This window comes from Clostridium septicum (assembly GCF_003606265.1).
GTDB lineage: Bacteria > Bacillota > Clostridia > Clostridiales > Clostridiaceae > Clostridium > Clostridium septicum.
On record NZ_CP023671.1, the window covers coordinates 2,943,939 to 2,965,882 of the forward strand.

Annotated in this window: 21 protein-coding genes, 1 tRNA gene and 1 riboswitch; of the genes, 18 read left to right on the forward strand and 4 right to left on the reverse strand. The window is 26.9% G+C overall.

Annotated features, from left to right (window positions below; translation table 11 throughout):
* Positions 1-157: 157 nt before the first annotated feature.
* Entirely contained in the window at positions 158-646 is a 489-nt protein-coding gene (locus CP523_RS13590; protein WP_066679038.1) for a DUF4883 family protein, read from the reverse strand.
* A gap of 120 nt (positions 647-766) precedes the next feature.
* Here CP523_RS13590 and CP523_RS13595 point away from each other — a divergent pair, with 120 nt between their 5' ends.
* The 5 genes from CP523_RS13595 (at position 767) to CP523_RS13615 (ending at position 5,688) form a co-directional block, all read left to right on the forward strand.
* Positions 767-1,201 carry an N-acetylmuramoyl-L-alanine amidase CwlD gene (locus tag CP523_RS13595; protein WP_066679036.1) on the forward strand — a complete coding sequence of 145 codons (435 nt, stop codon included), beginning with the start codon at positions 767-769 and terminating at the stop codon, positions 1,199-1,201.
* Positions 1,202-1,304: 103 nt separating this feature from the next.
* Complete coding sequence (locus CP523_RS13600) at positions 1,305-2,333, forward strand: pyruvate kinase (RefSeq protein WP_066679035.1); 1,029 nt, start codon at positions 1,305-1,307, stop codon at positions 2,331-2,333.
* Positions 2,334-2,401: 68 nt separating this feature from the next.
* A complete protein-coding gene (locus tag CP523_RS13605; protein ID WP_066679034.1) occupies positions 2,402-3,184 on the forward strand; it encodes a response regulator in 783 nt (260 codons plus the stop codon).
* Between the two features lie 58 nt (positions 3,185-3,242).
* On the forward strand, positions 3,243-4,031 hold the full coding sequence (locus CP523_RS13610; protein ID WP_066679032.1) for an ABC transporter ATP-binding protein: 789 nt from the start codon (positions 3,243-3,245) through the stop codon (positions 4,029-4,031).
* Position 4,032: 1 nt separating this feature from the next.
* Positions 4,033-5,688, forward strand: a complete 1,656-nt coding sequence (locus CP523_RS13615) for a hypothetical protein (RefSeq protein ID WP_066679030.1) — start codon at positions 4,033-4,035, stop codon at positions 5,686-5,688.
* A 163-nt stretch (positions 5,689-5,851) separates the two neighbouring features.
* On the opposite strand, the gene CP523_RS13620 is transcribed toward CP523_RS13615, so the two are convergent.
* Both CP523_RS13620 and CP523_RS13625 read right to left on the reverse strand, forming a co-directional pair.
* A complete protein-coding gene (locus CP523_RS13620; RefSeq protein WP_066679028.1) occupies positions 5,852-6,169 on the reverse strand; it encodes a DUF1540 domain-containing protein in 318 nt (105 codons plus the stop codon).
* A 27-nt stretch (positions 6,170-6,196) separates the two neighbouring features.
* Positions 6,197-6,739, reverse strand: a complete 543-nt coding sequence (locus CP523_RS13625) for an NADH peroxidase (RefSeq protein WP_066679026.1) — start codon at positions 6,737-6,739, stop codon at positions 6,197-6,199.
* Between the two features lie 281 nt (positions 6,740-7,020).
* Here CP523_RS13625 and CP523_RS13630 point away from each other — a divergent pair, with 281 nt between their 5' ends.
* From CP523_RS13630 to CP523_RS13655, 6 genes are all read left to right on the forward strand, one after another.
* Complete coding sequence (locus CP523_RS13630; protein ID WP_120140957.1) at positions 7,021-8,394, forward strand: MATE family efflux transporter; 1,374 nt, start codon at positions 7,021-7,023, stop codon at positions 8,392-8,394.
* A gap of 246 nt (positions 8,395-8,640) precedes the next feature.
* Positions 8,641-8,904, forward strand: a complete 264-nt coding sequence (locus tag CP523_RS16425) for a hypothetical protein (RefSeq protein WP_066679024.1) — start codon at positions 8,641-8,643, stop codon at positions 8,902-8,904.
* A gap of 5 nt (positions 8,905-8,909) precedes the next feature.
* Positions 8,910-8,972 (forward strand): hypothetical protein, encoded by a 63-nt coding sequence (locus tag CP523_RS16640; RefSeq protein WP_353888263.1) that lies wholly within the window; start codon positions 8,910-8,912, stop codon positions 8,970-8,972.
* Positions 8,954-9,247: a nuclease-related domain-containing protein gene (locus tag CP523_RS13640; RefSeq protein ID WP_066679023.1), complete on the forward strand. Its 294-nt coding sequence runs from the start codon at positions 8,954-8,956 to the stop codon at positions 9,245-9,247. The genes CP523_RS16640 and CP523_RS13640 overlap by 19 nt, the downstream gene beginning before the upstream one ends.
* Before the next feature lie 832 nt (positions 9,248-10,079).
* Positions 10,080-11,009, forward strand: coding sequence for a lysylphosphatidylglycerol synthase domain-containing protein (locus CP523_RS13650; protein ID WP_066679019.1), 930 nt, complete (start codon positions 10,080-10,082; stop codon positions 11,007-11,009).
* A gap of 122 nt (positions 11,010-11,131) precedes the next feature.
* Positions 11,132-11,458 (forward strand): transposase, encoded by a 327-nt coding sequence (locus CP523_RS13655; protein WP_120140958.1) that lies wholly within the window; start codon positions 11,132-11,134, stop codon positions 11,456-11,458.
* Positions 11,459-11,745: 287 nt separating this feature from the next.
* Here CP523_RS13655 and CP523_RS13660 read toward each other — a convergent pair.
* Positions 11,746-11,829: transfer RNA gene (locus CP523_RS13660), tRNA-Leu, on the reverse strand.
* Between the two features lie 247 nt (positions 11,830-12,076).
* On the opposite strand from CP523_RS13660, the gene CP523_RS13665 reads away from it, so the two are divergent.
* The 7 genes from CP523_RS13665 (at position 12,077) to CP523_RS13695 (ending at position 21,879) form a co-directional block, all read left to right on the forward strand.
* Positions 12,077-12,769, forward strand: a complete 693-nt coding sequence (locus CP523_RS13665) for an iron-sulfur cluster assembly scaffold protein (RefSeq protein ID WP_066677190.1) — start codon at positions 12,077-12,079, stop codon at positions 12,767-12,769.
* Positions 12,770-12,791: 22 nt separating this feature from the next.
* Complete coding sequence (locus tag CP523_RS13670; protein ID WP_066677189.1) at positions 12,792-13,793, forward strand: GGGtGRT protein; 1,002 nt, start codon at positions 12,792-12,794, stop codon at positions 13,791-13,793.
* A gap of 135 nt (positions 13,794-13,928) precedes the next feature.
* A riboswitch (M-box (ykoK) riboswitch) is annotated at positions 13,929-14,090 on the forward strand.
* Positions 14,091-14,441: 351 nt separating this feature from the next.
* Positions 14,442-17,060, forward strand: a complete 2,619-nt coding sequence (mgtA, locus tag CP523_RS13675) for a magnesium-translocating P-type ATPase (protein WP_120140959.1) — start codon at positions 14,442-14,444, stop codon at positions 17,058-17,060.
* 212 nt (positions 17,061-17,272) lie between these two features.
* Positions 17,273-18,586, forward strand: a complete 1,314-nt coding sequence (locus tag CP523_RS13680; RefSeq protein WP_120140960.1) for an NCS2 family permease — start codon at positions 17,273-17,275, stop codon at positions 18,584-18,586.
* A 381-nt stretch (positions 18,587-18,967) separates the two neighbouring features.
* Positions 18,968-20,398, forward strand: coding sequence for an amino acid permease (locus CP523_RS13685; RefSeq protein ID WP_066677185.1), 1,431 nt, complete (start codon positions 18,968-18,970; stop codon positions 20,396-20,398).
* Positions 20,399-20,627: 229 nt separating this feature from the next.
* The gene (locus CP523_RS13690) at positions 20,628-20,918 is read left to right on the forward strand and encodes a DUF3329 domain-containing protein (protein WP_066677183.1); all 291 of its coding nucleotides are present in this window, start codon (positions 20,628-20,630) and stop codon (positions 20,916-20,918) included.
* Between the two features lie 76 nt (positions 20,919-20,994).
* Positions 20,995-21,879 (forward strand): LysR family transcriptional regulator, encoded by an 885-nt coding sequence (locus tag CP523_RS13695; RefSeq protein ID WP_120140961.1) that lies wholly within the window; start codon positions 20,995-20,997, stop codon positions 21,877-21,879.
* Positions 21,880-21,944 lie beyond the last annotated feature (65 nt).

Here is a 21,944-nt window from a genome sequence, read left to right on the forward strand (position 1 = left end):
TAATAAGAAACATTATTAGTATTTCTTAAATATAAAAAAATATTACTGGAAATGAAAATTTCCAGTAATATTAAAATAATAAAAATGATAATTACACAGAATTATCTATTCTCTCGATGGATATTGAAATTAATATCCATCTTTTTATTATTTAAAATTAACCTTCAAAACCACGAGAAATTTTTTCAATATAGTCACAGAACTTATAAAGATTATAATAGTCAGGTATTCCATCCATACTTATATAATCAGGTTCGTATATTCCATCCCATGGATTTATAGAAATTTGTTTATCATTAAAGGCATTAATTACATATTTTGCATCATCAAATTCTATAATTAATTTATATCTAGGATTAATTCCAGCGTCTATATTAGTATTATAGCTTTCTTTTTTTAGGCATTCTATAAATTCAAGAACTATACTATGTTCTTCAGGGTTAACATCATAATATTTATAAATATTTAAATCAAAAATTTTAAGGGTATAGTGTTCTTTTTTTGTAAGTTTTGAATAGATTTCTTCAGTATAAAAATAAGGTGTTGGTTTATTTTTAGAATTTATGTATTCAGGACCAGTAAGACCACATCCAGATAAAATACAAATGAATAATAAAGTAATGATTAATTTAAAGTATTTCTTCACTTTGCTCCTCCAACTATATCAATTTTCTTTATAAACTTATTCTAAAATAATAAAATTTAGAACATTTTTAACTTTTAAGGAATAGTATATAATTATAAATAATTTTCCTTGGAGGATATCTTGAAGGTTGGAATTGATATTAATAATAGGAAAATATTGCTTACTGTAGTAGAGAAAATGAAGGAAAGAGGACATTGGGTAGTTGACTTGTCAAATGAGGAAAGAGGAAACAAAGGGCAAATAGTTTTTAGAAAAACTTTATTAGCTAACGTAACAAAAGTTGATTTTTACATGGGTATTGAATTTGTAGATAATATTTCTAAATATGAATTATTTTATGATGAAAATTTTTTGTCAGAAGTATGCTGTAATGAATTAAAAAAGGTTATTACTAGGTTAAATAAAGAATTGAATTGTATAGGGGGAAGTAATTTATATTTAGTGAAAAATACTAATTCACCAGCTGTGTATATGAAAATTCCTATGGAAGATAGAGATATTATAGAAGATTATTGCTTAGATGAAATTATTGAAATATTATTAAAAATGCAATAACTCTAACAGTTTTCTGTTGGAGTTTTTATTTTGTAATTCTTTGTAATAAATCAAATAGTATTGTAGTAATAATAAATGATTAGTAATTTTAGGAGAAGAAAGTATGCATATTATAGCAACAGTAGGTCCTAGATCAGAGGAAAAATGGGTGTTAAAAGAATTTATTAATAAAGGAGTAGACATATTGAGGTTAAATTGTTCTCATTTTAATAAAGAGGAATTTTCAAATGTAGTTAGCTATTCAAGGGAAATAAAAAAGGATATACATATAATGACTGACTTATGTGGAGAAAAAATAAGAGTATCACCAAAATTAAAAGATATTTATAAAATATATAATGGAGAAACTATATATTTTTGTGGAGAAGATTTTTATACTAATATAAATATTGAAAATTTAAAGGACATGAAATTAATTCCATTAACAATTCCAGCGGAATTATTATTAAATAGATGTATAAATAATATATCTATGAAAGATAATACTATGAATTTTGAGATTTTAGAAAAAAAACAAGGAATAATAAAAGCAAAGGTTATAAGAGGAGGAATAGTTAGAAGTGGAAAGGGGTGTAATATTCCAGATTTAAAAAGAGATATACCTTTTTTAAGTGAAAAAGATAAAAATGATATTAGATGGAGTATAGAAAAAGATATAGATATTATTTGTCAATCATATGTGGAAAGTAAGGAGGATATCGAATTTTTAAAAGAATATATAAATATAGAATTTAGTGATTATAAAAAGCCAGAGATTTGGGCTAAGGTTGAAACTCCAAAAGGAATTAAAAATTTAAAGGAAATAATAAAAGTTACTGATAATGTTGTAATAGGTAGAGGTGATTTAGTTCCGGAGGCAGGTCTTTTAGAGGCTGTTAAATTAGAAGATAAGGCAATAGAATATATAGTTAAAAATAATAAAAATATAATAATGGCGACTAATCTACTAAATAGTATGAAAAATGGAAGTAGAGCAAGTTTACCAGAAGTTGAAAGTATATATAATTTCATAAAAAAAGGAGTAAGAGGTTTTTTATTAGCAGGAGAAACATCTATAGGAAAGGCTCCAATAAAAACTATAGACTTTTTAAATAAAGCTATAATTTATTATAAAGCCGAAAATACTTTATAGCTATTGTAAAGAGTTAACTCCTTATTTCGAAAATATAAATAAAATATTAAGAGGTAAGGGGAATAAGTATGTATACAGTATTGCATATTGAACAAAGTGAATTTTTCTTAAAGATAGTTGAAAGTGAGGTTTTAGAAAAGGGATATGAATATATCTCTACAGAAAACTTTAATGAAGCAAATTCAATATTAAGAGAAAATCATATAGATTTAATAATAACATCTTTATATGCAAAGGGTGGTAAAATCGAGGAGTTTGTTAAAGATGTAAATTCAAAATATAATATTCCTATATTTGTTGTTACTAGCAATGATATTGATGAACATAGTAGAAAAATTATTAATTTAGGTATTAGTGAATATATATTAAAAAAAGATATGAAAGAAGAAATAAGAAAACACCTAGATAATATTTTTAGGGAAGATGAGTATATGGAGTGTTTAAAAGAAGTTAGTATTGCTGTTTTAGAAGATAATAAACTTGAAAGAATAATAGAAAAAAAATTACTAGAGGATTATGGAATAAAAAATGTTGATTATTATATGTCAGGTGAATTGCTTTTAAATAGTAATAAAAAATATGATATATATTTAATTGATATAATACTTAAAAATGAATTTGGAAAAGATATTATAAGGAAAATAAGAAGAAATAATATAGATGCATCTATAATAGCAGTTACAGGATTAGATAATGAAAAAACTTTAGCCAATTTACTTAATACTGGAGCTAATGACTTTATAACAAAACCAGTAAACGAAGATATGTTTATTGCAAAGTTAAAATCGAATGTAAGAGTTTATAATTTGGAAAAGAAGTTAAAGGAATTAAAAAAAACTAATAAAAATTAACAAAATATTTACAAAATCCCCTTTATACAATAAAATGTTAACATAAGGGGGAGTTTTTATGTGTAATTTAAATGATAAAGTAATAGAAATAAAAGATTTAAAAATGAGTTATGGAAATAAAGAAGTATTAAAGGGTATAAACTTAGAAATACGAAAAGGTAATATAATTGGATACATAGGACCAAATGGAGCAGGTAAAAGTACAACTGTAAAGATAATACTAGGGTTAGTTAAAGGATTTACTGGAGAAGTTAAAGTTTTTGGACAAGATATATCAAATGGAGATGAAAGTTACAAAAAGAAAATAGGATATGTACCAGAAGTACCAGAAATTTATGATAGTTTAACAGGTAAAGAGTATCTTACTTTTATAGGACAACTTTATGGATTTAATTATTATGATGTAAATAGAAAAGCTAAAAAATTAATGCGTGTTTTAGGAATAGAGGAAGTTTATAATAAAAGAATATCATCATATTCTAAAGGAATGAAACAAAAATTAATAATAATATCAAGCTTATTGCATAATCCAGATATATTATTTTTAGATGAACCATTAAGTGGATTAGATGCTAATAGTGTAATGATTATTAAGGAAATATTAGCAGAACTTTCAAGGAAAGGAAAGACAATATTTTATTCCTCTCATATAATGGAAGTAGTTGAAAAAATAAGCGATAGAATTGTTCTTATAAATAATGGAAATATAGTAGCAGATGGTGCTTTTGATGAACTTCAAAATAGTTGTAAAGAAGGAACTCTTGAAGAAATATTTAATGAGTTAACAGGCTTTAATGATCATAAAGAATTAGCAGAAAATTTTATATCCATAGTTGAAGAGGTGTAGTATGAAGGAGTTTAAGATTTTTAAATTATTAGACAAATTCAAGGGGATATATATAAAATCAGGTGTAGACTATGATTTAATGAAGCTTATATTAAGTGTCAAGTTAACTATGGATAAAAGAAGAACTTCTACAGTATTTAATGGAAAGCGTAAAGAAACTGAGGATTCTAATAATTTTATTTATGCATTAGTTGTATATGCTTTTTATGGGTTTTTCATGATGTTCTTGGTAGTATTTAAAACGAATATTATGTATCAAATGAGTTTATATTTTTCAATGTTTATGTTTATGATATTAACTATATTTATTTCAGATTACTCATCTGTAATTTTAGATGTAAGAGATAAAAACATAATAGGAACTAAAGGAGTAAACCTAGAAACTATTAATGCAGCTAAGATGACTCATGTTATTATTTATTTAGTATATTTAACATTAGCAATGGCAGGATTCTCATTAGTAGCCTCATTAAGATATGGAATATTTTTCTTTTTAGTTTTTTTAATAGATATAATATTAATCGATTTGTTAATGATTATGATAACTGCCTTGGCATATTTTTTAGTGCTTAAATTTTTTGATGGAGAAAAGCTTAAAGATATTATAAATATTGTTCAAATAATTTTAAGTATATTTATGATTTCTATATCTCAAATTATTCCTAGAATGTTTAATATTGTAGATTTAACAGTTTCATATATTCCTAAGATAAAGCATTTTCTTATACCTCCAATGTGGTTTGCAGCTCCTTTAGAAATGATAGTTAATAATAACATAAACGTTAATTTTATTATTATGACTATACTTGCTATATTAGTTCCTATTATTATAATAGGAGTTTATTTAAAACTAATACCATCTTTTGAACAATATTTACAAAAGTTAAATAATAATACTTGTAATAGAAAAAAATCAAAAGAAGGTTTAAATAAAAAAATAGGTAAATTAATTTGTAGAAATAGAGAAGAGAGAATATTTTATAATTTTACAAATGATCTAATAACTTCAGAAAGAGAATATAAACTTAAAGTATATCCAAATGTGGCAATGGGACTAGTATTTCCTCTTATATTTATGTTTATAGGAAAATCAAATAAAGAAAGTTTTGGAGAATGGATAGCAAGGCTTCCTGAGAGCAAAAGCTTTTTATGTATATATATTGTGGTTATAATCATACCAACAGTTATAATGATGATGAAGTTTTCAGAAAAGTATAAAGGAGCATGGATTTATCAAGTTACGCCAATTCAGGATTTAGCTGCTGTATTTAAAGGAACAATAAAAGCATTATATGTTAAGCTTATAATGCCAGTTATATTAATATTAAGTGCATTATATATATTTTTATATTCCTTTGGAGTTATAAAACATTTAATAGTAGTTTTTCTAGTATCTATATTAGTTGTAATTATGAGTTTTAGTATAGGAGATAAAGCATTACCATTTACAACAATGTTTAAAGCTGGTGAAAGTGGCGGAGGGGATATTGCTTCAACTATATTAGTTATGTTTTTAATGGGAATTATTGTAGGAGTACATTATTTAGCTACATTAATACCAGGAGGTGTATATATTTATAGCATAATTATTTTAGCTATAGACATACTTCTTTGGAGAAAGGTATTTAAAATACCAAGAGAAACTTTAATTAGTTAGTGTTTATTAATAATTTTGTATGCTTTTTGTAACAGTATTGACACAATAGAAGTGTATTATATAAATATGTTGATGATGCAAAAAAGATTCATCATTAATCAATAATTATCCCCTTTAATAAAAAATAACACCTAGAACAAAAGGTGTTATTTTTTTATATTTATTATTTGTTAGAGAAACTATTACAATTAGTTTCTGTATAAATTTTTGCGCCATAGCCGGCAACGTTAATAGAACTTAAATCACATAATTTATTACAATTATGAACGCAGTTTTCAACTTGGCAAACTATACAGTTACAAGGTCCTTCTTCATTAGTTGCATTTGTTAAATCACTATAATGACTTTTATCTAAAAAAGATCCACAACAAGTATCTTCTTTATGATCAACAGCTTTTCCTCCTACGTCAATACGATCTGAAAAACAAATACCAGATTTATTATAAGAACAATTATTTACATCGCAATTAATTTTTTGCATAACACACACTCCTTATTAAATATATTTTTAATTAAAATATCTATCAAGAAGACCTTTAAATGCTCTTCCATGTCTAGCCTCATCTTTGCACATTTCATGAACACTATCATGAATAGCATCTAAATTATTTTGTTTTGCAAGTGTAGCAAGTTTTTTCTTACCATCGCAAGCACCATATTCTGCTTCAACTCTTGCTTTAAGATTAGCTTTAGTATCAGCAGCAACAACTTCACCTAACATTTCAGCAAATCTTGAAGCATGTTCTGCTTCTTCTAAAGCTATTCTTTTATAGGCCTCTCCAACTTCTGGATAACCTTCTCTATCAGCTTGACGAGACATAGCAAGGTACATACCAACTTCAGTACATTCACCAATAAAGTTAGCTCTTAAACCATCAATTACTTCAGGATTTATACCTTCAGCAATACCTATCCTATGTTCATCAGCCCAATTTAAATCATCAGACATTTCAATAAATTTATCAGCTCCAACTTTACAAACTGGGCAAATTTCAGGTGGAGTATTGCCTTCATGAATATATCCACAAACAGTACAAACAAATTTTTTCATTTATAATACCTCCTACTAGTTAAATTCTAGATATAAATTAAAATATCTATTTAAAGTATCCCCTAAAATTATGAAAATATTTCAAGGCGAAATTATTATAAAAAATAAATTATTAACAAGAGTAAAAAATCTTGAAAAATAATAATAAAATATATATAATTCTATTAAAGCTAATAAAAATATAATAATTTTTTGGGAATTTAATATTTATTATTAAGTCAAGTGAGAAGTAACCACTTTGAAAAATCTTCAATGTGGTTATTATTTTTTTGGGGGGAATTATGAACAAAATAAAAGGATTTTTTAATGATAAAAAGTTTTTTAAAACTTTATTTATACTGGCATTACCCATTATAATGCAAAATATTTTAACATCTTCCTTAAATATGGCAGATACATTAATGATAGGTTCAATAGGAGATTCACAAGTAGCTGCTGTTGGTATTGGAAATCAATTTTCATTTTTATTTAATTTAATAGTTATTGGAACAACTGGTGGTTGTAGTATATTTATTTCACAGTATTGGGGTAAAAAGGACAAAAAGAATATTAAAAAGGTAGTAGGTATTGGTGGCGTAACTGTAATTATGGTAGCAATAATTTCTATGATTTTAGCATTATTTGTTCCAGAGTTAATAGTAGTAATATTTACAAAAGATCATGAGGTTATAAGGGAAGCTTCTTCATATTTAGCAATTGTAAGTTTAAGTTATATTGTAACAGCCATTACATTTACAATAGCAACATCTTTAAGATGTATGGAGGATGCCAAAACTCCTATGATTATAAGTGCAGTAGCAGTAGGTGTGAATATAGTTTTAAATTATATATTTATATTTGGAAAGCTAGGATTTCCAGCCATGGGAGTAAAAGGTGCGGCAATTGCAACTGTTATAGCAAGAATTATAGAATGCATATTGTTAATGATTAAGGGGCATAAGCATAAAGTTTTACATGGAGATTTTAAAGAATACTTTCAATTTAACACAGAATTTGTATTTTTAATATATAAGTCAGTAATTCCTGTAGTTCTTAATGAAGCGTGTTGGGGACTTGGAACTTTTTTTTATTCAATAGCCTATGGAAAGCTTGGAACAGAATCTATGGCATCTGTTCAAATAACAAATAACATACAAAATTTATTTTTTGTAGTATGTTTCAGTATGGCAAGTTCTTCATTAGTAATGATAGGGAATCAAATAGGTGCAGGAGAAGAAGAAATAGCAAAGAGATATGGAAGAAAGTTTACTATATTAGCATTTGCTATGGGTGTCATATTAGGAATAATAGTATTTTTATTGGCATCACCTATATTAAAATTATTTAATGTGTCAGATATAGTTAAAGAGTATTCAATCATAATATTAAAAATATATAGTATATGTTATCCTATTAGAGTTGTAAATTTAATACTTATAGTAGGAGTATTTAGAGGTGGAGGAGACGCAGGCTTTGCACTTAAAGCAGAAGCTTTAACAATGTGGTTTATAGGAGTACCAATGGCATTTATAGGAGCTTTAATTTTAAAATTTCCAATATATTTAGTAATTTTAATGGTAACAGCTGAAGAAGTGGCAAAATTTATAGTTTCTATTTTTAGATTTAAAAGCTATAAATGGATTCATAATGTAATAGAAGAAGAGTCTATAAGTTAATAAAAGAAAGGAAGACTATTGAACTATAGCCTTCCTTTCTTTTATTTCATATTAATTAGGATAATAGGAATATCCTTATTAATATTATTATCATATTAATAATAAATATATACATATTATTAAAAAATAAAAATAAAGATATATTTAAATAATAAGTATTAAAGATTAATTTTATTACAAGTACATTTTTCATTGTTTAAATTATAGTTTTGTTGGATACCATAATAATTAAACTACATAAAGGCTGTGATTATTATAAATGAATTATTATTAGATATAAAGATATACTTACTTTTTATTATAGTTTTTTATATATTATTAAAGGTTAAAAAATATATAGATATATGTAAATGTTATAAAAATAATAGAAGTTATAAAGAGGATTCATTAATTAAAAAGGGGAAAGAAGGTGAAGTTAAAGTTCTAAACATATTAGATAAATTTTTATTAGGAGGAAGATTGTTTCACAATGTATATATACCAATAGGAAATGGAAAAAAACAGAAATAGATTTAATATTAGTTAATTATTATGGAATATTTGTTATAGAAAGTAAAAATTGGACTGGAAGGTTATAGGATTAGAAAATGATGAGAAATGGATACAAGAGATTGATGGAAATACATATTATAGAGTAAATCCTTGTACTCAAAATGATGCTCATATAAAATATTTAAGACGATATTTAGGCGTGGATAGACCTATTTATTATTCTATTGTTGTTTTTGGGGAAGAGTCAATATTAGTGAATAAGGATAAATATGGTGGATATAATTCTGTTATGAATTTAGGTGAACTAGAAGATGAGATGGTCTTATTAACAAATAGTGAATTGTTATTTTCTGACTATTAACTATGGATTTCTAGGATAAATTTTTAAGATTATAATAGATATCTAATTTATTTTTTTATAAACTTGTATAATTCTAATAGAAGTAAAGTCTTGGGAAATTGTATTGGCTGGCCAAATTCTATTTACAGAAGCCAGTCTTTTTAATTTCCTTTAATTTTTGTTGTATATAGCAAATAAGTGGAGTAAGAATTTAATTAGTAGTAAAGCGTATATTAATTAAAGGTTAAATATATTTAGATTTAATTACGGAATTTTTAAGGATTAATTTAAAATAAAGCAATATAAATTAGTGTAATATAATATAGGGAATAGTTAGTTTTATTAATTAGTACATCTCTAGCAGTAGCTATAATTATTAATACTATATAGTTTTCTTAATAAAGGAAATTTAGTATAGAAATATTTAATAGGATCTTATGGACGTATATTTAAAGATAGGCATAAATACATAGATGCAAAACAGTTAGTAACTAATTAGTATATTAAAAAAAGTAGCTAAAGAATAATCTATATTTGGACGAGTATCTACATAACAAAAAAGAATTTCTTTTAGCTTTAAAAAGAAATAATCATATAGTTGATACAACTGGAGATGGGTTAATGATGTTATGACACTAAGAAAATCAGCACTATTATACGTTTATTAATTTGATTATATTTTTATTATGTATTAATGTTAGAAGGGGATTTAGCTATTCCTATAATAATATAGCGATTAACTATATAGTAATGATAGTAGTAATTTTAAAATTAGTAGAGATTATTATAAGTATTATAATAAAAACTATACTTAAATTTAAAGCTAAAATAGAGAAGATATGTGAGGATAGCAATGAAAAAAATAATTAATAATCTAGCAGTAAGGATTATTCAAATTTTAGTAATGGCAATTATATTAGTTGTTGTAACAAAAGAACTATACAGAATATTTATTGATATGAATATTCAACTGTTTTATAAGTATTCAGATAAATTAACTGTTGTAAATATTTTTATAATAGTTTTATTAGGAATAATATCATACATACCTTTATCATTTTATGATTTAGTAATAAGAAAAAAAGTTGGAATAGCCTTAGATACTAAAAAGGTTTATAAGTATTCATGGATTGCTAGTTCAGTAGCGAATATTGTAGGGTTTGGTGGAAGTGCGGCAATAGTATTAAAGCGATATTTTTATAAAGATTATGTGGATGATGAGAAAAAACTTATAAAGGAAACTTCAAAAGTTGTTGGGTTAAATTTAAGTGGTTTTTCGCTTTTATGTCTTATTTATAGCATATATTTATTTACTATAGAAAGAAATATATCTTACATTGATTATATAGCAATTATAATTGCAATGTATTTACCAATTATAATTATAACTATAACATATAAATATATAAAAAATGGAGATAGATATAGCTATAGAACAACACTTAAAATTATATCTATATCCATATTAGAATGGATAACTACTATTAGTCTAATAATTGGTCTTATTTATATACTAAATATAAATGTAAGTATATTTGATTTTTTACCCATATATGTAGTAGGAATAGTTGCAGCAATAATTAGTATGGCACCAAGTGGGTTGGGAACTTTTGATTTAGTTTTAATAGTAGGACTTGATAAATTTAATGTGCCTAAAGAGCAAGTTTTATTACTAATAATTTTATATAGAATAAGCTACTATATTATACCTTTATTAATAGGAGTAATATTATATTTAAGTGATTTATTAAGTAAATTAGTAAAAAATGAAAATATGGAATAGTTGAAATTATTATATTTTATTATTATTTAAATTACAGTAACTATTGTGCAATCTCTTAAGCCTCTATAGATATTTGGACAATTACAATATATACTAAATATAGTAAGTAATTGGAGGTAACTATGAGAGGACAACATTACACAGACGAACAAAAGGAACAAATATTGCAAGAGGTTAAAGAGGTAGGAAATGTTTCTTTAGTAGGAAGAAAACATGGAATATCAACTAGTACAATTTTCACTTGGATAAGTAAGTCAAAAAATAGAAATCAGATAAAAACTAAACCAGGTAGAAAAACTTCAGTTGAGGGAAAAAGTAATGAAGAAGAAATAAATGAAGTGACCCAAGAAAATGATAAGTTGAAGAAAATTTTAGGGGAAAAAGACTTAGAAATATCTATTCTTAAAGATCTATTAAAAAAAGCAAACCCTCAATTGAAGATAAAATAAAAATTGCTAATAAATATATAAATTTAGGCTACTGTATATCTCTAGTTTTAAGAATAGTTAAGCTTAGCAGGTCTACTTATTATTATAATCTGAATTATAAAGTTAAAGATGAAGATAAAGTAAAAGCCGTAGGGCGTAAGCCAGTTGGATATTCATTAACTATAGATAGTATTGATTAGATTTTAAAATAAAATTTATTCAGGTAGCACTTTTTAAGGGGGGTTAAGCAAAATAAAAATCCCGAAACCATCTATTTTAAATAGGTTACGAGATTTTTAAAAACTATTTGGTGCCGGCAGAGGGAATCGAACCCTCACGGTAAAACCGCATGATTTTGAGTCATGTGCGTCTGCCAGTTCCGCCATGCCGACTTACTGCTTACATTTAGATATGATATCATAATATAATAAAAATTTCAAGTTTTATTTTTTTATTCCTAAAAAGATAAAATTTTTACAAGAAAATCTTGTTAGTATGGACAAGTTCTGATATTATTAAAGAGGATTAATTTAACCCAGTGGGTTTAATTTTGACCCAGTTATGTGTAGTCTACATATTGAACATATAGTTAGTAGGACGAGACTGCAACTATTTAATAATTAGGGAGGAATCAATGATATGATGTATTCAAGAGAAGTTGAAGAAATGTGTGTTGTTGCTAAGGGACCTAATCATGGTCCAGCACCGATTCCTGTAGAAGGAAGATGGGTACAATCTAAAGAAGTTAAAGATATTTCAGGTTTAACTCATGGTGTGGGTTGGTGTGCGCCACAACAAGGAGCTTGTAAGTTAACTTTAAATGTTAAAGATGGAATAATAGAAGAGGCATTAGTTGAAACAATAGGATGTTCAGGAATGACTCATTCAGCTGCTATGGCTTCAGAAATATTACCAGGAAAAACTATATTAGAAGCATTAAACACAGACTTAGTTTGTGATGCTATAAACACAGCTATGAGAGAATTATTCTTACAAATAGTTTATGGAAGAACTCAAACTGCTTTCTCAGAAGGTGGATTACCAATAGGAGCTGGACTTGAAGACTTAGGAAAAGGATTAAGATCTCAAGTTGGTACTATGTACGGAACAGTTGCTAAGGGACCAAGATACTTAGAAATGGCAGAAGGTTATGTAACTGAAACAGCTTTAGATGCTGATGGAGAAATCATCGGTTACAAATTTGTTCACTTAGGAAAGATGATGGAAATGATTGCTAAGGGAATGGATGCTAATGAAGCTTTAGTTAAAGCTACAGGACAATACGGAAGATTTGATGACGCTGTTACAGTTATAGATCCAAGACACAAATAATATTGTAAGGAGGAATAGAAACATGGCATTATTTGAAAGTTATGAAAGAAGAATTAACCAAATTACTCCAGTATTAAAGAAATACGGAATGGAAAAAATAGAAGATGCTAAGGCTGTATGTGACGAAAAGGGAATCAACGTTTATGATATCGTTAAGTCAACTCAACCAATCGCATTCGAAAACGCTATGTGGGCTTACACTTTAGGTGCTGCTATAGCTATAAAGAAGGGCTGTGTAAAGGCTGCTGATGCTGCTGAAGCTCTAGGAGAAGGACTACAAGCATTCTGTATCCCAGGATCAGTTGCTGATGATAGAAAAGTTGGTTTAGGACACGGAAACTTAGGAGCTATGCTTTTAAGAGAAGAAACTAAATGCTTCGCATTCTTAGCAGGACACGAAAGCTTCGCTGCTGCTGAAGGTGCTATAAAGATAGCTGAAAAAGCTAACAAAGTAAGAAAAGAACCTTTAAGAGTTATATTAAACGGTCTTGGAAAAGATGCTGCTTATATAATTTCAAGAATTAACGGATTTACTTATGTTCAAACTAAGTTTGATTACATGACTGGTAAATTAGAAATAGTTAAAGAAAAAGCATACTCAAACGGACCAAGAGCTGCAGTTAAGTGCTACGGTTCAGATGACGTTAGAGAAGGTGTTGCTATAATGCATCACGAAGGAGTTGACGTATCAATTACTGGTAACTCAACTAACCCTACAAGATTCCAACATCCAGTTGCTGGAACATATAAGAAGGAATGCGTAGAACAAGGTAAGAAGTACTTCTCAGTTGCATCAGGTGGTGGTACTGGAAGAACTCTTCATCCAGATAACATGGCAGCAGGTCCTGCTTCATACGGTATGACTGATACTATGGGAAGAATGCACTCAGATGCACAATTCGCAGGATCATCATCAGTTCCAGCTCACGTTGAAATGATGGGTCTTATCGGAATGGGTAATAACCCAATGGTTGGAGCTACAGTTGCAGTTTCAGTTGCTATAGAAGAAGCAATGAGCAAGTAATATAATTTTTATTTATAGTACACATAATATTTAAATTATGTGTACTATTTTTTTTTTTTTTTATTAATTATTTATAATATTTAAAAAAGTATTGACATTTTTGAAAGTAAAGAATAGTATAATATTGTAAAAGTAAATAGGCCTCGGTAGGTGAGGTTACTACAAGGATACGGGTCGCTGCCGTAAAAGGATGGAAACATCTTTCACTGGTTAGCAGGTTTTGCCGAACAAAGAAGGTTTAACTTAATGCGATTACATTGCCTTGCAGAGCTAAAACTCGAACGAGAAAGTATAAGTAATAAGTGTATTATACCTTTGTCAAGTTTGAGTTTGACAGGGTTTTTTTTATTTTTAATATTATTTATTAAATTTAGGAGGTGAAAAAGAATGGAATCTGGAAATAGCAGCACGGGTAATAATAAGAAGTTTAAATCTGAAGATAGTGATGATTTAGAGTATAGGAGATCAATCTTTTTCACATCGAATAAACATTTCTATTTTCATGTCTAAATTATTTTTATTACCAAAGTTACTATAATTCCAATTTTAAATTTCTTATGTTTTTAGTTAAAAAAGATAATTTTTTAGCTTTATTTACTGTTGTCTTTTTTTAAGAATTTAAAAATATTTAGTAATGGAGGTCTAGAAATGTTAAAAGAAAAAATATTAACAAATAATTTAATTAAATATGGAAAGATGAGTAATAAAACTCTATATGATATTTTAAATACAAATATAGAAGGAATTTCAAATGAAGAAGTAAAAAATAGAATTAATAAATATGGATATAATGAAGTTATTCACCAAAAGAGAAAGCTTTGGTATGCAGAACTTTTAAAATCTTTTATAAATCCTTTTAACTTAGTATTGATAACATTAGCTATAGTTTCAATTTTTACTGATGTTATTATAGCAACTAAAGATGAAAGAAGCTTTAAAGCAGTTATAGTTATAATAACAATGGTAACTATAAGTGCGATTTTAAAGTTTTTTCAAGAACGTAAATCAGAGGAAGCCACTAGTAAACTAAAGGCTATGGTAAAAACAACAGTAGCAGTTAAAAGAAAGAATAAAGAAGTAAAAGAAATAGATATGATTAATATTGTTCCTGGAGATATAGTTTATCTTTCAGCAGGGGATATGATTCCAGCCGATATGAGAATTATTTCATGTAAAGATCTTTTTGTTAGTCAATCAAGTTTAACAGGTGAATCAGAACCAGTAGAAAAGTTTACAATTTTAAGGGAAAGAGATAGGGGAATAGCTTTATCTGATTTAGATAATATTTTATTGTTAGGAACCAATATAATTAGTGGAAGTGCTATAGGTATTGTTTTAGCTACAGGTAATAATACGTACTTTGGAAGTATAGCAAATGAAATAGTAAACAAGGAAGAGAGTACAAGTTTTGAAAAAGGTGTAACAAAGGTGAGTATGCTCCTTATAAAATTTATGATGATAATGGTACCTATAGTTTTTGTAATTAATGGCTTAACTAAAGGTAATTGGTTACAAGCTTTCTTATTTGCAATTTCAATAGCAGTAGGTCTTACACCTGAAATGCTTCCTATGATTGTTACTACTAATTTAGCAAAAGGTGCAGTTACAATGGCAAAAAAGAAAACTGTAGTTAAAAAATTAGATGCAATTCAAAATTTTGGTGCTATGGATATTTTATGTACTGATAAAACTGGTACTTTGACTTTAGATAAAATAGTAGTTGAAAGGCATTTAAATGTAAATGGAGAAGAAGATTTAAGAGTATTAAGGTATGCATATTTAAATAGCTATTATCAAACAGGATTAAGAAATTTAATGGATGTAGCAATCCTAGAATTTGGAAAGAAATTAGGCTGTGATAATAATGAAAAGAAATTTGAAAAGGTAGATGAAATTCCATTTGATTTTTCAAGAAGAAGAATGTCAGTTGTATTAAAGGCTATAAGAGGAAAAAGACAGTTAGTTACAAAGGGAGCAGTAGAAGAAATACTTGGAATTTGCTCTTATGTAGAAGTTAATGGAGAGGTATTAAAGCTTACAGAAAAAATAAAAGAAAATACATTAGCTATGGTAAATAAATTAAATTCAGAAGGCATGAGGGTTATAGCTGTGGCACAAAAAAATGATATACCAGATGAAAAAAATTTTGGAATAAAAGATGAAATTAATATGGTTTTAATGGGATATATAGCGTTTTTAGATCCACCAAAGAAATCTGCAAAGAAAGCTATTGAAGCATTAAAAAATAGTGGTGTAGATGTAAAAATACTGACTGGAGATAATGAATCTGTAACTAAAAAAGTATGTCATGAAGTTGGAATTAATGTTTCAGATATATTACTTGGTGGTCATATAGATTCTATGAATGATAGTGAATTAGCTTTAGCAGTGGAAGAAATTAATGTTTTTGCTAAATTATCACCATTACAAAAGTCAAGGATTATAAAAGTACTTCAAAAGAATGGACATGTTGTTGGATTTATGGGTGATGGAATTAATGATTCGGCAGCTCTAAAGCAAGCAGATGTTGGAATTTCTGTAGATAATGCTGTTGATATAGCAAAAGAAGCTGCAGATATTATTTTACTTGAAAAAAGTTTAATGGTTTTAGAAGATGGAGTTATAGAAGGAAGAAGAGTTTTTGGAAATATAATAAAATATATAAAGATGACAGCAAGTTCTAATTTTGGAAATGTATTTTCTGTATTAATAGCAAGTGCTTTTTTGCCATTTATGCCAATGCTTCCAATACAACTTTTAATTCAAAATTTACTATATGATTTTTCACAGTTGTCTATTCCTTGGGATTCAATGGATTGTGAATATTTATCAACTCCAAAGAAATGGGAGGCAAGGGATATTGGAAGATTTATGATTTTTATAGGACCTATAAGCTCAATATTTGATATTTTAACATTTTTAGTTATGTGGTTTGTATTTAAAGCTAATTCAGTTGAGATGCAAAGTTTATTTCAAACCGGATGGTTTATTATGGGGCTATTGTCTCAAACTTTAATAGTTCATATGATAAGAACTGAAAAAGTTCCATTTATTCAAAGTAGAGCTAATAGGCCTGTAATTTTATTGACAGTATTAATTATAGCAATAGGTTTAATAATGCCTTTTACTAATATTGGTAACTTATTAGGCTTTACATCATTACCATTAATGTATTTTCCAATTTTGTTAATATTATTATTAAGTTATTGTGTATTACTTCAAGCAATTAAGGGGAAATATATAAGAGAATTCAAGAAGTGGTTATAGAATAAAAAAATAAGACTTCTAAAGACGAGGTCTTATTTTTTTATACGTATTATTTGTAATTATTATAATGGAAAATATGCATATGTAAATGTTATCACATAATTTAATTAAAAAAAACAAAAAAATATTCGTATAATTACTTGGCAATTATCGAAAAATGATGTATTATAGTTCATGGATTCATAAAAATATACGAAAGAAGGGACGGTTTTATGGAAAATACGAAAAAAAATAATTATTTAGATAATTATTTTCATTTAACCAAAAGTGGAACAAATGTAAAAAGAGAAATGATAGCAGGTATAACTACCTTCATGACTATGGCTTATATATTAATAGTTAACCCATCAATTTTATCTGCAGCAGAAATGGATAAAGGGGCTGTATTTACAGCAACTGCAGTTTCAGCAGTAGTTTCTACATTAATAATGGGACTATATGCTAAGCTTCCATTTGCTCAAGCACCTGGAATGGGATTAAATGCCTTTTTTGCATTTACTGTAGTTTTAGGAATGGGTTATTCTTTTCAATTTGCTTTAACAGCAGTATTTTTAGAAGGATTAATATTTATAGTATTAACTATATTTAATGTTCGTGAGGCAGTAGTTGATTCTATACCTAATAATATTAAAAAGGCAATTTCAGTAGGTATAGGATTATTTATAGCATTAATAGGTCTTGAAGGAGCCGGTGTAGTTGTTAAAGGAGAAGGAACTTTAGTTGCTCTTGGAGATATAACTAAAGGTAGTGCTTTACTTGCAATTATAGGTATAGTGATAACAGGGATATTAATAGCTAGAAATGTAAAGGGAGCTTTATTTTTAGGAATGATTATTACTGCAATAATAGGAATTCCTATGGGAATAACACCTATTCCAACAGATATATTAAGTGCTCCACCATCATTAAGTCCAATTTTTATGAAATTTGAATGGCATAATATTTTTTCTTTAGATATGTTAGTTGTACTATTTACTTTATTATTTATGGACATGTTTGATACTATAGGAACTTTAGTTGGAGTTGCAACAAAAGCAAAGATGTTAGATGAAAATGGTAAAGTTCCTAATATTAAAAAAGCTTTATTTGCAGATGCTATTGGTACTACACTTGGCGCATGTCTTGGTACAAGTACTGTAAGTACATTTGTTGAAAGTGCTTCAGGAGTTGCAGAAGGTGGAAGAACTGGATTAACAGCCGTATCTACAGCCGTAATGTTTGCTTTAGCATTATTCTTTGCACCATTATTCGGAGTTATAACTCCAGCTGTAACATGTTCAGCTTTAGTATTAGTGGGACTATTTATGTTAGAACCAATTCTTGAAATAGATTTAACTGACTGGACAGAAGCAATACCAGCTTTCTTAACTATAATAATGATGCCTTTAGCATATAGCATATCAGATGGAATTGTTTTTGGTGTTATATCATATATAATAATTAAGTTGTTTACTGGTAAGGTAAAGGATATAAGTATTACTACAGTAATTGTAGGGATAATATTTATATTAAAGTTTATAATTTAATAACTTAAAAACATGAGCATATTTTTTTATTTCATTTCAATTAGATAGAGCGATAGTATTAAAAATTGCTATTATTTAAATTGATAAAATAAAAAATATGCTTTTAATTTTGTTATGAGCTTAATTTAAGTTTATAAAAACACTCAGAAATAATAGTTGAGAATATAATAAGATTTTTGAGGGGAATATATTAATATTGTATAAAAAAATACAATGAACAGCATGTTTAACAATAAATTTATAGGCAAAATTTTAATATAATAATAAAAGAAAAATCTGAATTTTTTTAATGTTGTCGAACTATGAATAGATTGGTAAAATAGTTAATATATATTTATTATATTATAATTTTAGAAAGTTGAAATTTTAGGAGGAGTAGATATGACAGACAACTCTAAAAACATTAGATGGTATAACCTTGCGTTAATGGCCTTTGTATCTGTTTGGGGTTTTGGTAATGTTGTTAATAACTATGCAAACCAAGGACTAACAGTAGTTGTATCATGGGTGTTAATAATTGCGTTATACTTTGTGCCTTATGCTTTAATGGTTGGTGAATTAGGATCAACATTTAAAGATGCAAAAGGTGGAGTTAGTACATGGATTAGAGAAACTATGGGACCTACAGTAGCATACTTTGCTGGATGGACTTATTGGGTAGTACATATTCCATATTTAGCTCAAAAACCACAATCTGTTCTAATAGCGTTAGGATGGACGGTTAAACAAGATGGAAGTTTAATAAAGAATATGCCTACATTACAGGCACAGGCAATAACTTTAGTTGTATTCTTAATTTTTTTATGGATAGCATCTAGAGGAGTTACATCATTAAAGAGAATAGGAACTATTGCAGGAACATCAATTTTTATAATGTCATTATTATATATTTTATTAATGGTAGCAGCACCTGCAATAAGAGGCGTAGAACCAGCTACAACTAATATTACATTTAAAACAATTATGCCAGAATTTAATTTTGCATATTTTACTACATTATCTATGTTAGTTTTTGCTGTTGGTGGTTGCGAAAAGATATCTCCATATGTAAATAATATGAAGAATTCAAGTAAAGAATTCCCAAGAGGAATGATTATATTAGCTGTTATGGTTGCAGTATCAGCTATTTTAGGATCAGTAGCAATGGGAATGATGTTTGATTCTCATAATATTCCAAGGGATCTTATGATGAATGGACAATACTATGCATTCCAAAAACTTGGAGAGTATTATGGTGTTGGTAAATTATTATTAGTAATTTATGCTTTAGCTAATATGCTAGCACAAATTTCAGCATTAGTATTTTCAATAGATGCACCATTAAAGGTTTTACTTTCAGATTCAGATTCAAAATATATACCGAAGGCTTTAACTAAGACAAATAAACATGGTGCTCCAATAAATGGATATTATATGACAGCTATATTAGTTGGAGTGTTAATTATAATTCCAGCACTTGGAATTGGTGATATGAATACATTATTTGATTGGTTATTAAAATTAAATTCAGTAGTAATGCCACTTAGATATCTATGGGTATTCTTAGCCTTTATAATGCTTAAAAAAGCAAAGGATAAATTCCAATCTGATTATAAGTTTGTTAAGAACGATAAGTTTGCTTTAATAACAGGTATTTGGTGCTTTATCTTTACTGCTTTTGCGTGTATTATGGGGATGTTCCCAAATGGAGTTGAAACTTATTCAAAGCAATGGTGGTTCCAAATAGTGCTTAATGTACTTACACCATTTGTATTATTAGGTTTAGGATTGATATTACCTAAGATAGCTTCAAAAACTAATAAGACAGTTTAATTTTAAGTTGCTAACATTTGTTAGCAACTTTTTTAATGTACAGGAAAGTATAACTTTTATTATTATGATAATAATAAATAATGAAACAAAATAATTAATAAATAATATTTAGCTTTAAGAGTTAAATAAAACTACTTTATAAAATAAATTATATCACTTGTTGAAAAATTCAAATTATTGTTGTATAATAAGGACAAGCAAAATAAAAGATAAGTTGAGGTAGTAATTTATGAATAGTGGATTTAAAACTTTATTATACATATTAGGTGTGTTTTTAGTTATTACATTAATATTAAATTTAGCAATTACAATATTACCATGGGCTTTATTATTTGGAGGAATACTATATATTTTCTTTAAAATTAAAGGTTGGTTTATTAAGAGAAAATTTCAAAAAAATTCAAGTGAGTATTATAATAGAGAAACATCATATAGTCATGTAAAAGTTGATACTGTAAATACAGATGATGTAGTAGGGGATATAATTGACGTTGACTATGAAGATGTAAATAAGAAATAGACTGAAAAAGCCCAGCTTATGCTGGGTTTTTATGTTAGTATTATTAAATTAAATATTATTTATAGGAGAAGATAAAATGAATTTTAGAAAATTAAAAATATTTTATGAAACAGCTACATGTTTAAATATGACAAAGGTTGCTAAAAATATGTATATAAGTCAACCATCTATAAGCCAGAGCATAAATGAGTTAGAAATCGAACTTGAAGTAAAGTTATTTGATAGAATAGGAAAAAAGATTTACTTAACACATGAGGGGGAAGTTTTTCTAAATTATACTAGAAGAATTTTAAATTTATATGATGAAGGTACAAAGACTTTAAAAGATTTTAATAGTAATATAAAAGGGAAAATAACTATAGGGGCAAGTACAACCATAGGAATTTACATATTACCAGAAATTATAAAGGAGTTTTCTAGTGAGTTTAAAGACATAGAAATTTCTCTGATTATAGAAAATACAGAACATATAGAAAAATTAATTTTAGAGAATAAAATTGATTTTGCATATATTGAAGGAAGTATAGAATCAGATGAAATAAGTGCTGAAAAAATATGGGAAGATGAACTTGTATTTATTTGTGGTAAAAATCATAAGTTTAAGGGAAGAAAAGTAGTATTAGGAAAAGAGTTAGCAGATGAAAAATTCATAATGAGAGAAAAGGGAAGCGGAACAAGAGAAAATGTAGAAAACTTTCTTAAAAATAAAAGAGTACCTTGCAAAATATTTTTAGAGTTAGGTAATACAGAAGCTATTAAGAGGACTGTAGAGGCTAATTTAGGAATAGGAGGTATTTCTCTTATAACAATTCAAGAAAAGCTTAAAACAGGTGATTTAAATGCTTTTAGATTAAAAGAAGGAGTTATAAAAAGAGATTTACTTTTTATAATGCATAAGGATAAGTTTATATCTAATAATATGAAGAAGTTTATCGAATTTGCAGGGGAAAGTAATATATAAGCAAAAACCTATTATTATAATAATACAATAGTATTTCACCTTTTAAGAATTTCAATTTATAATCA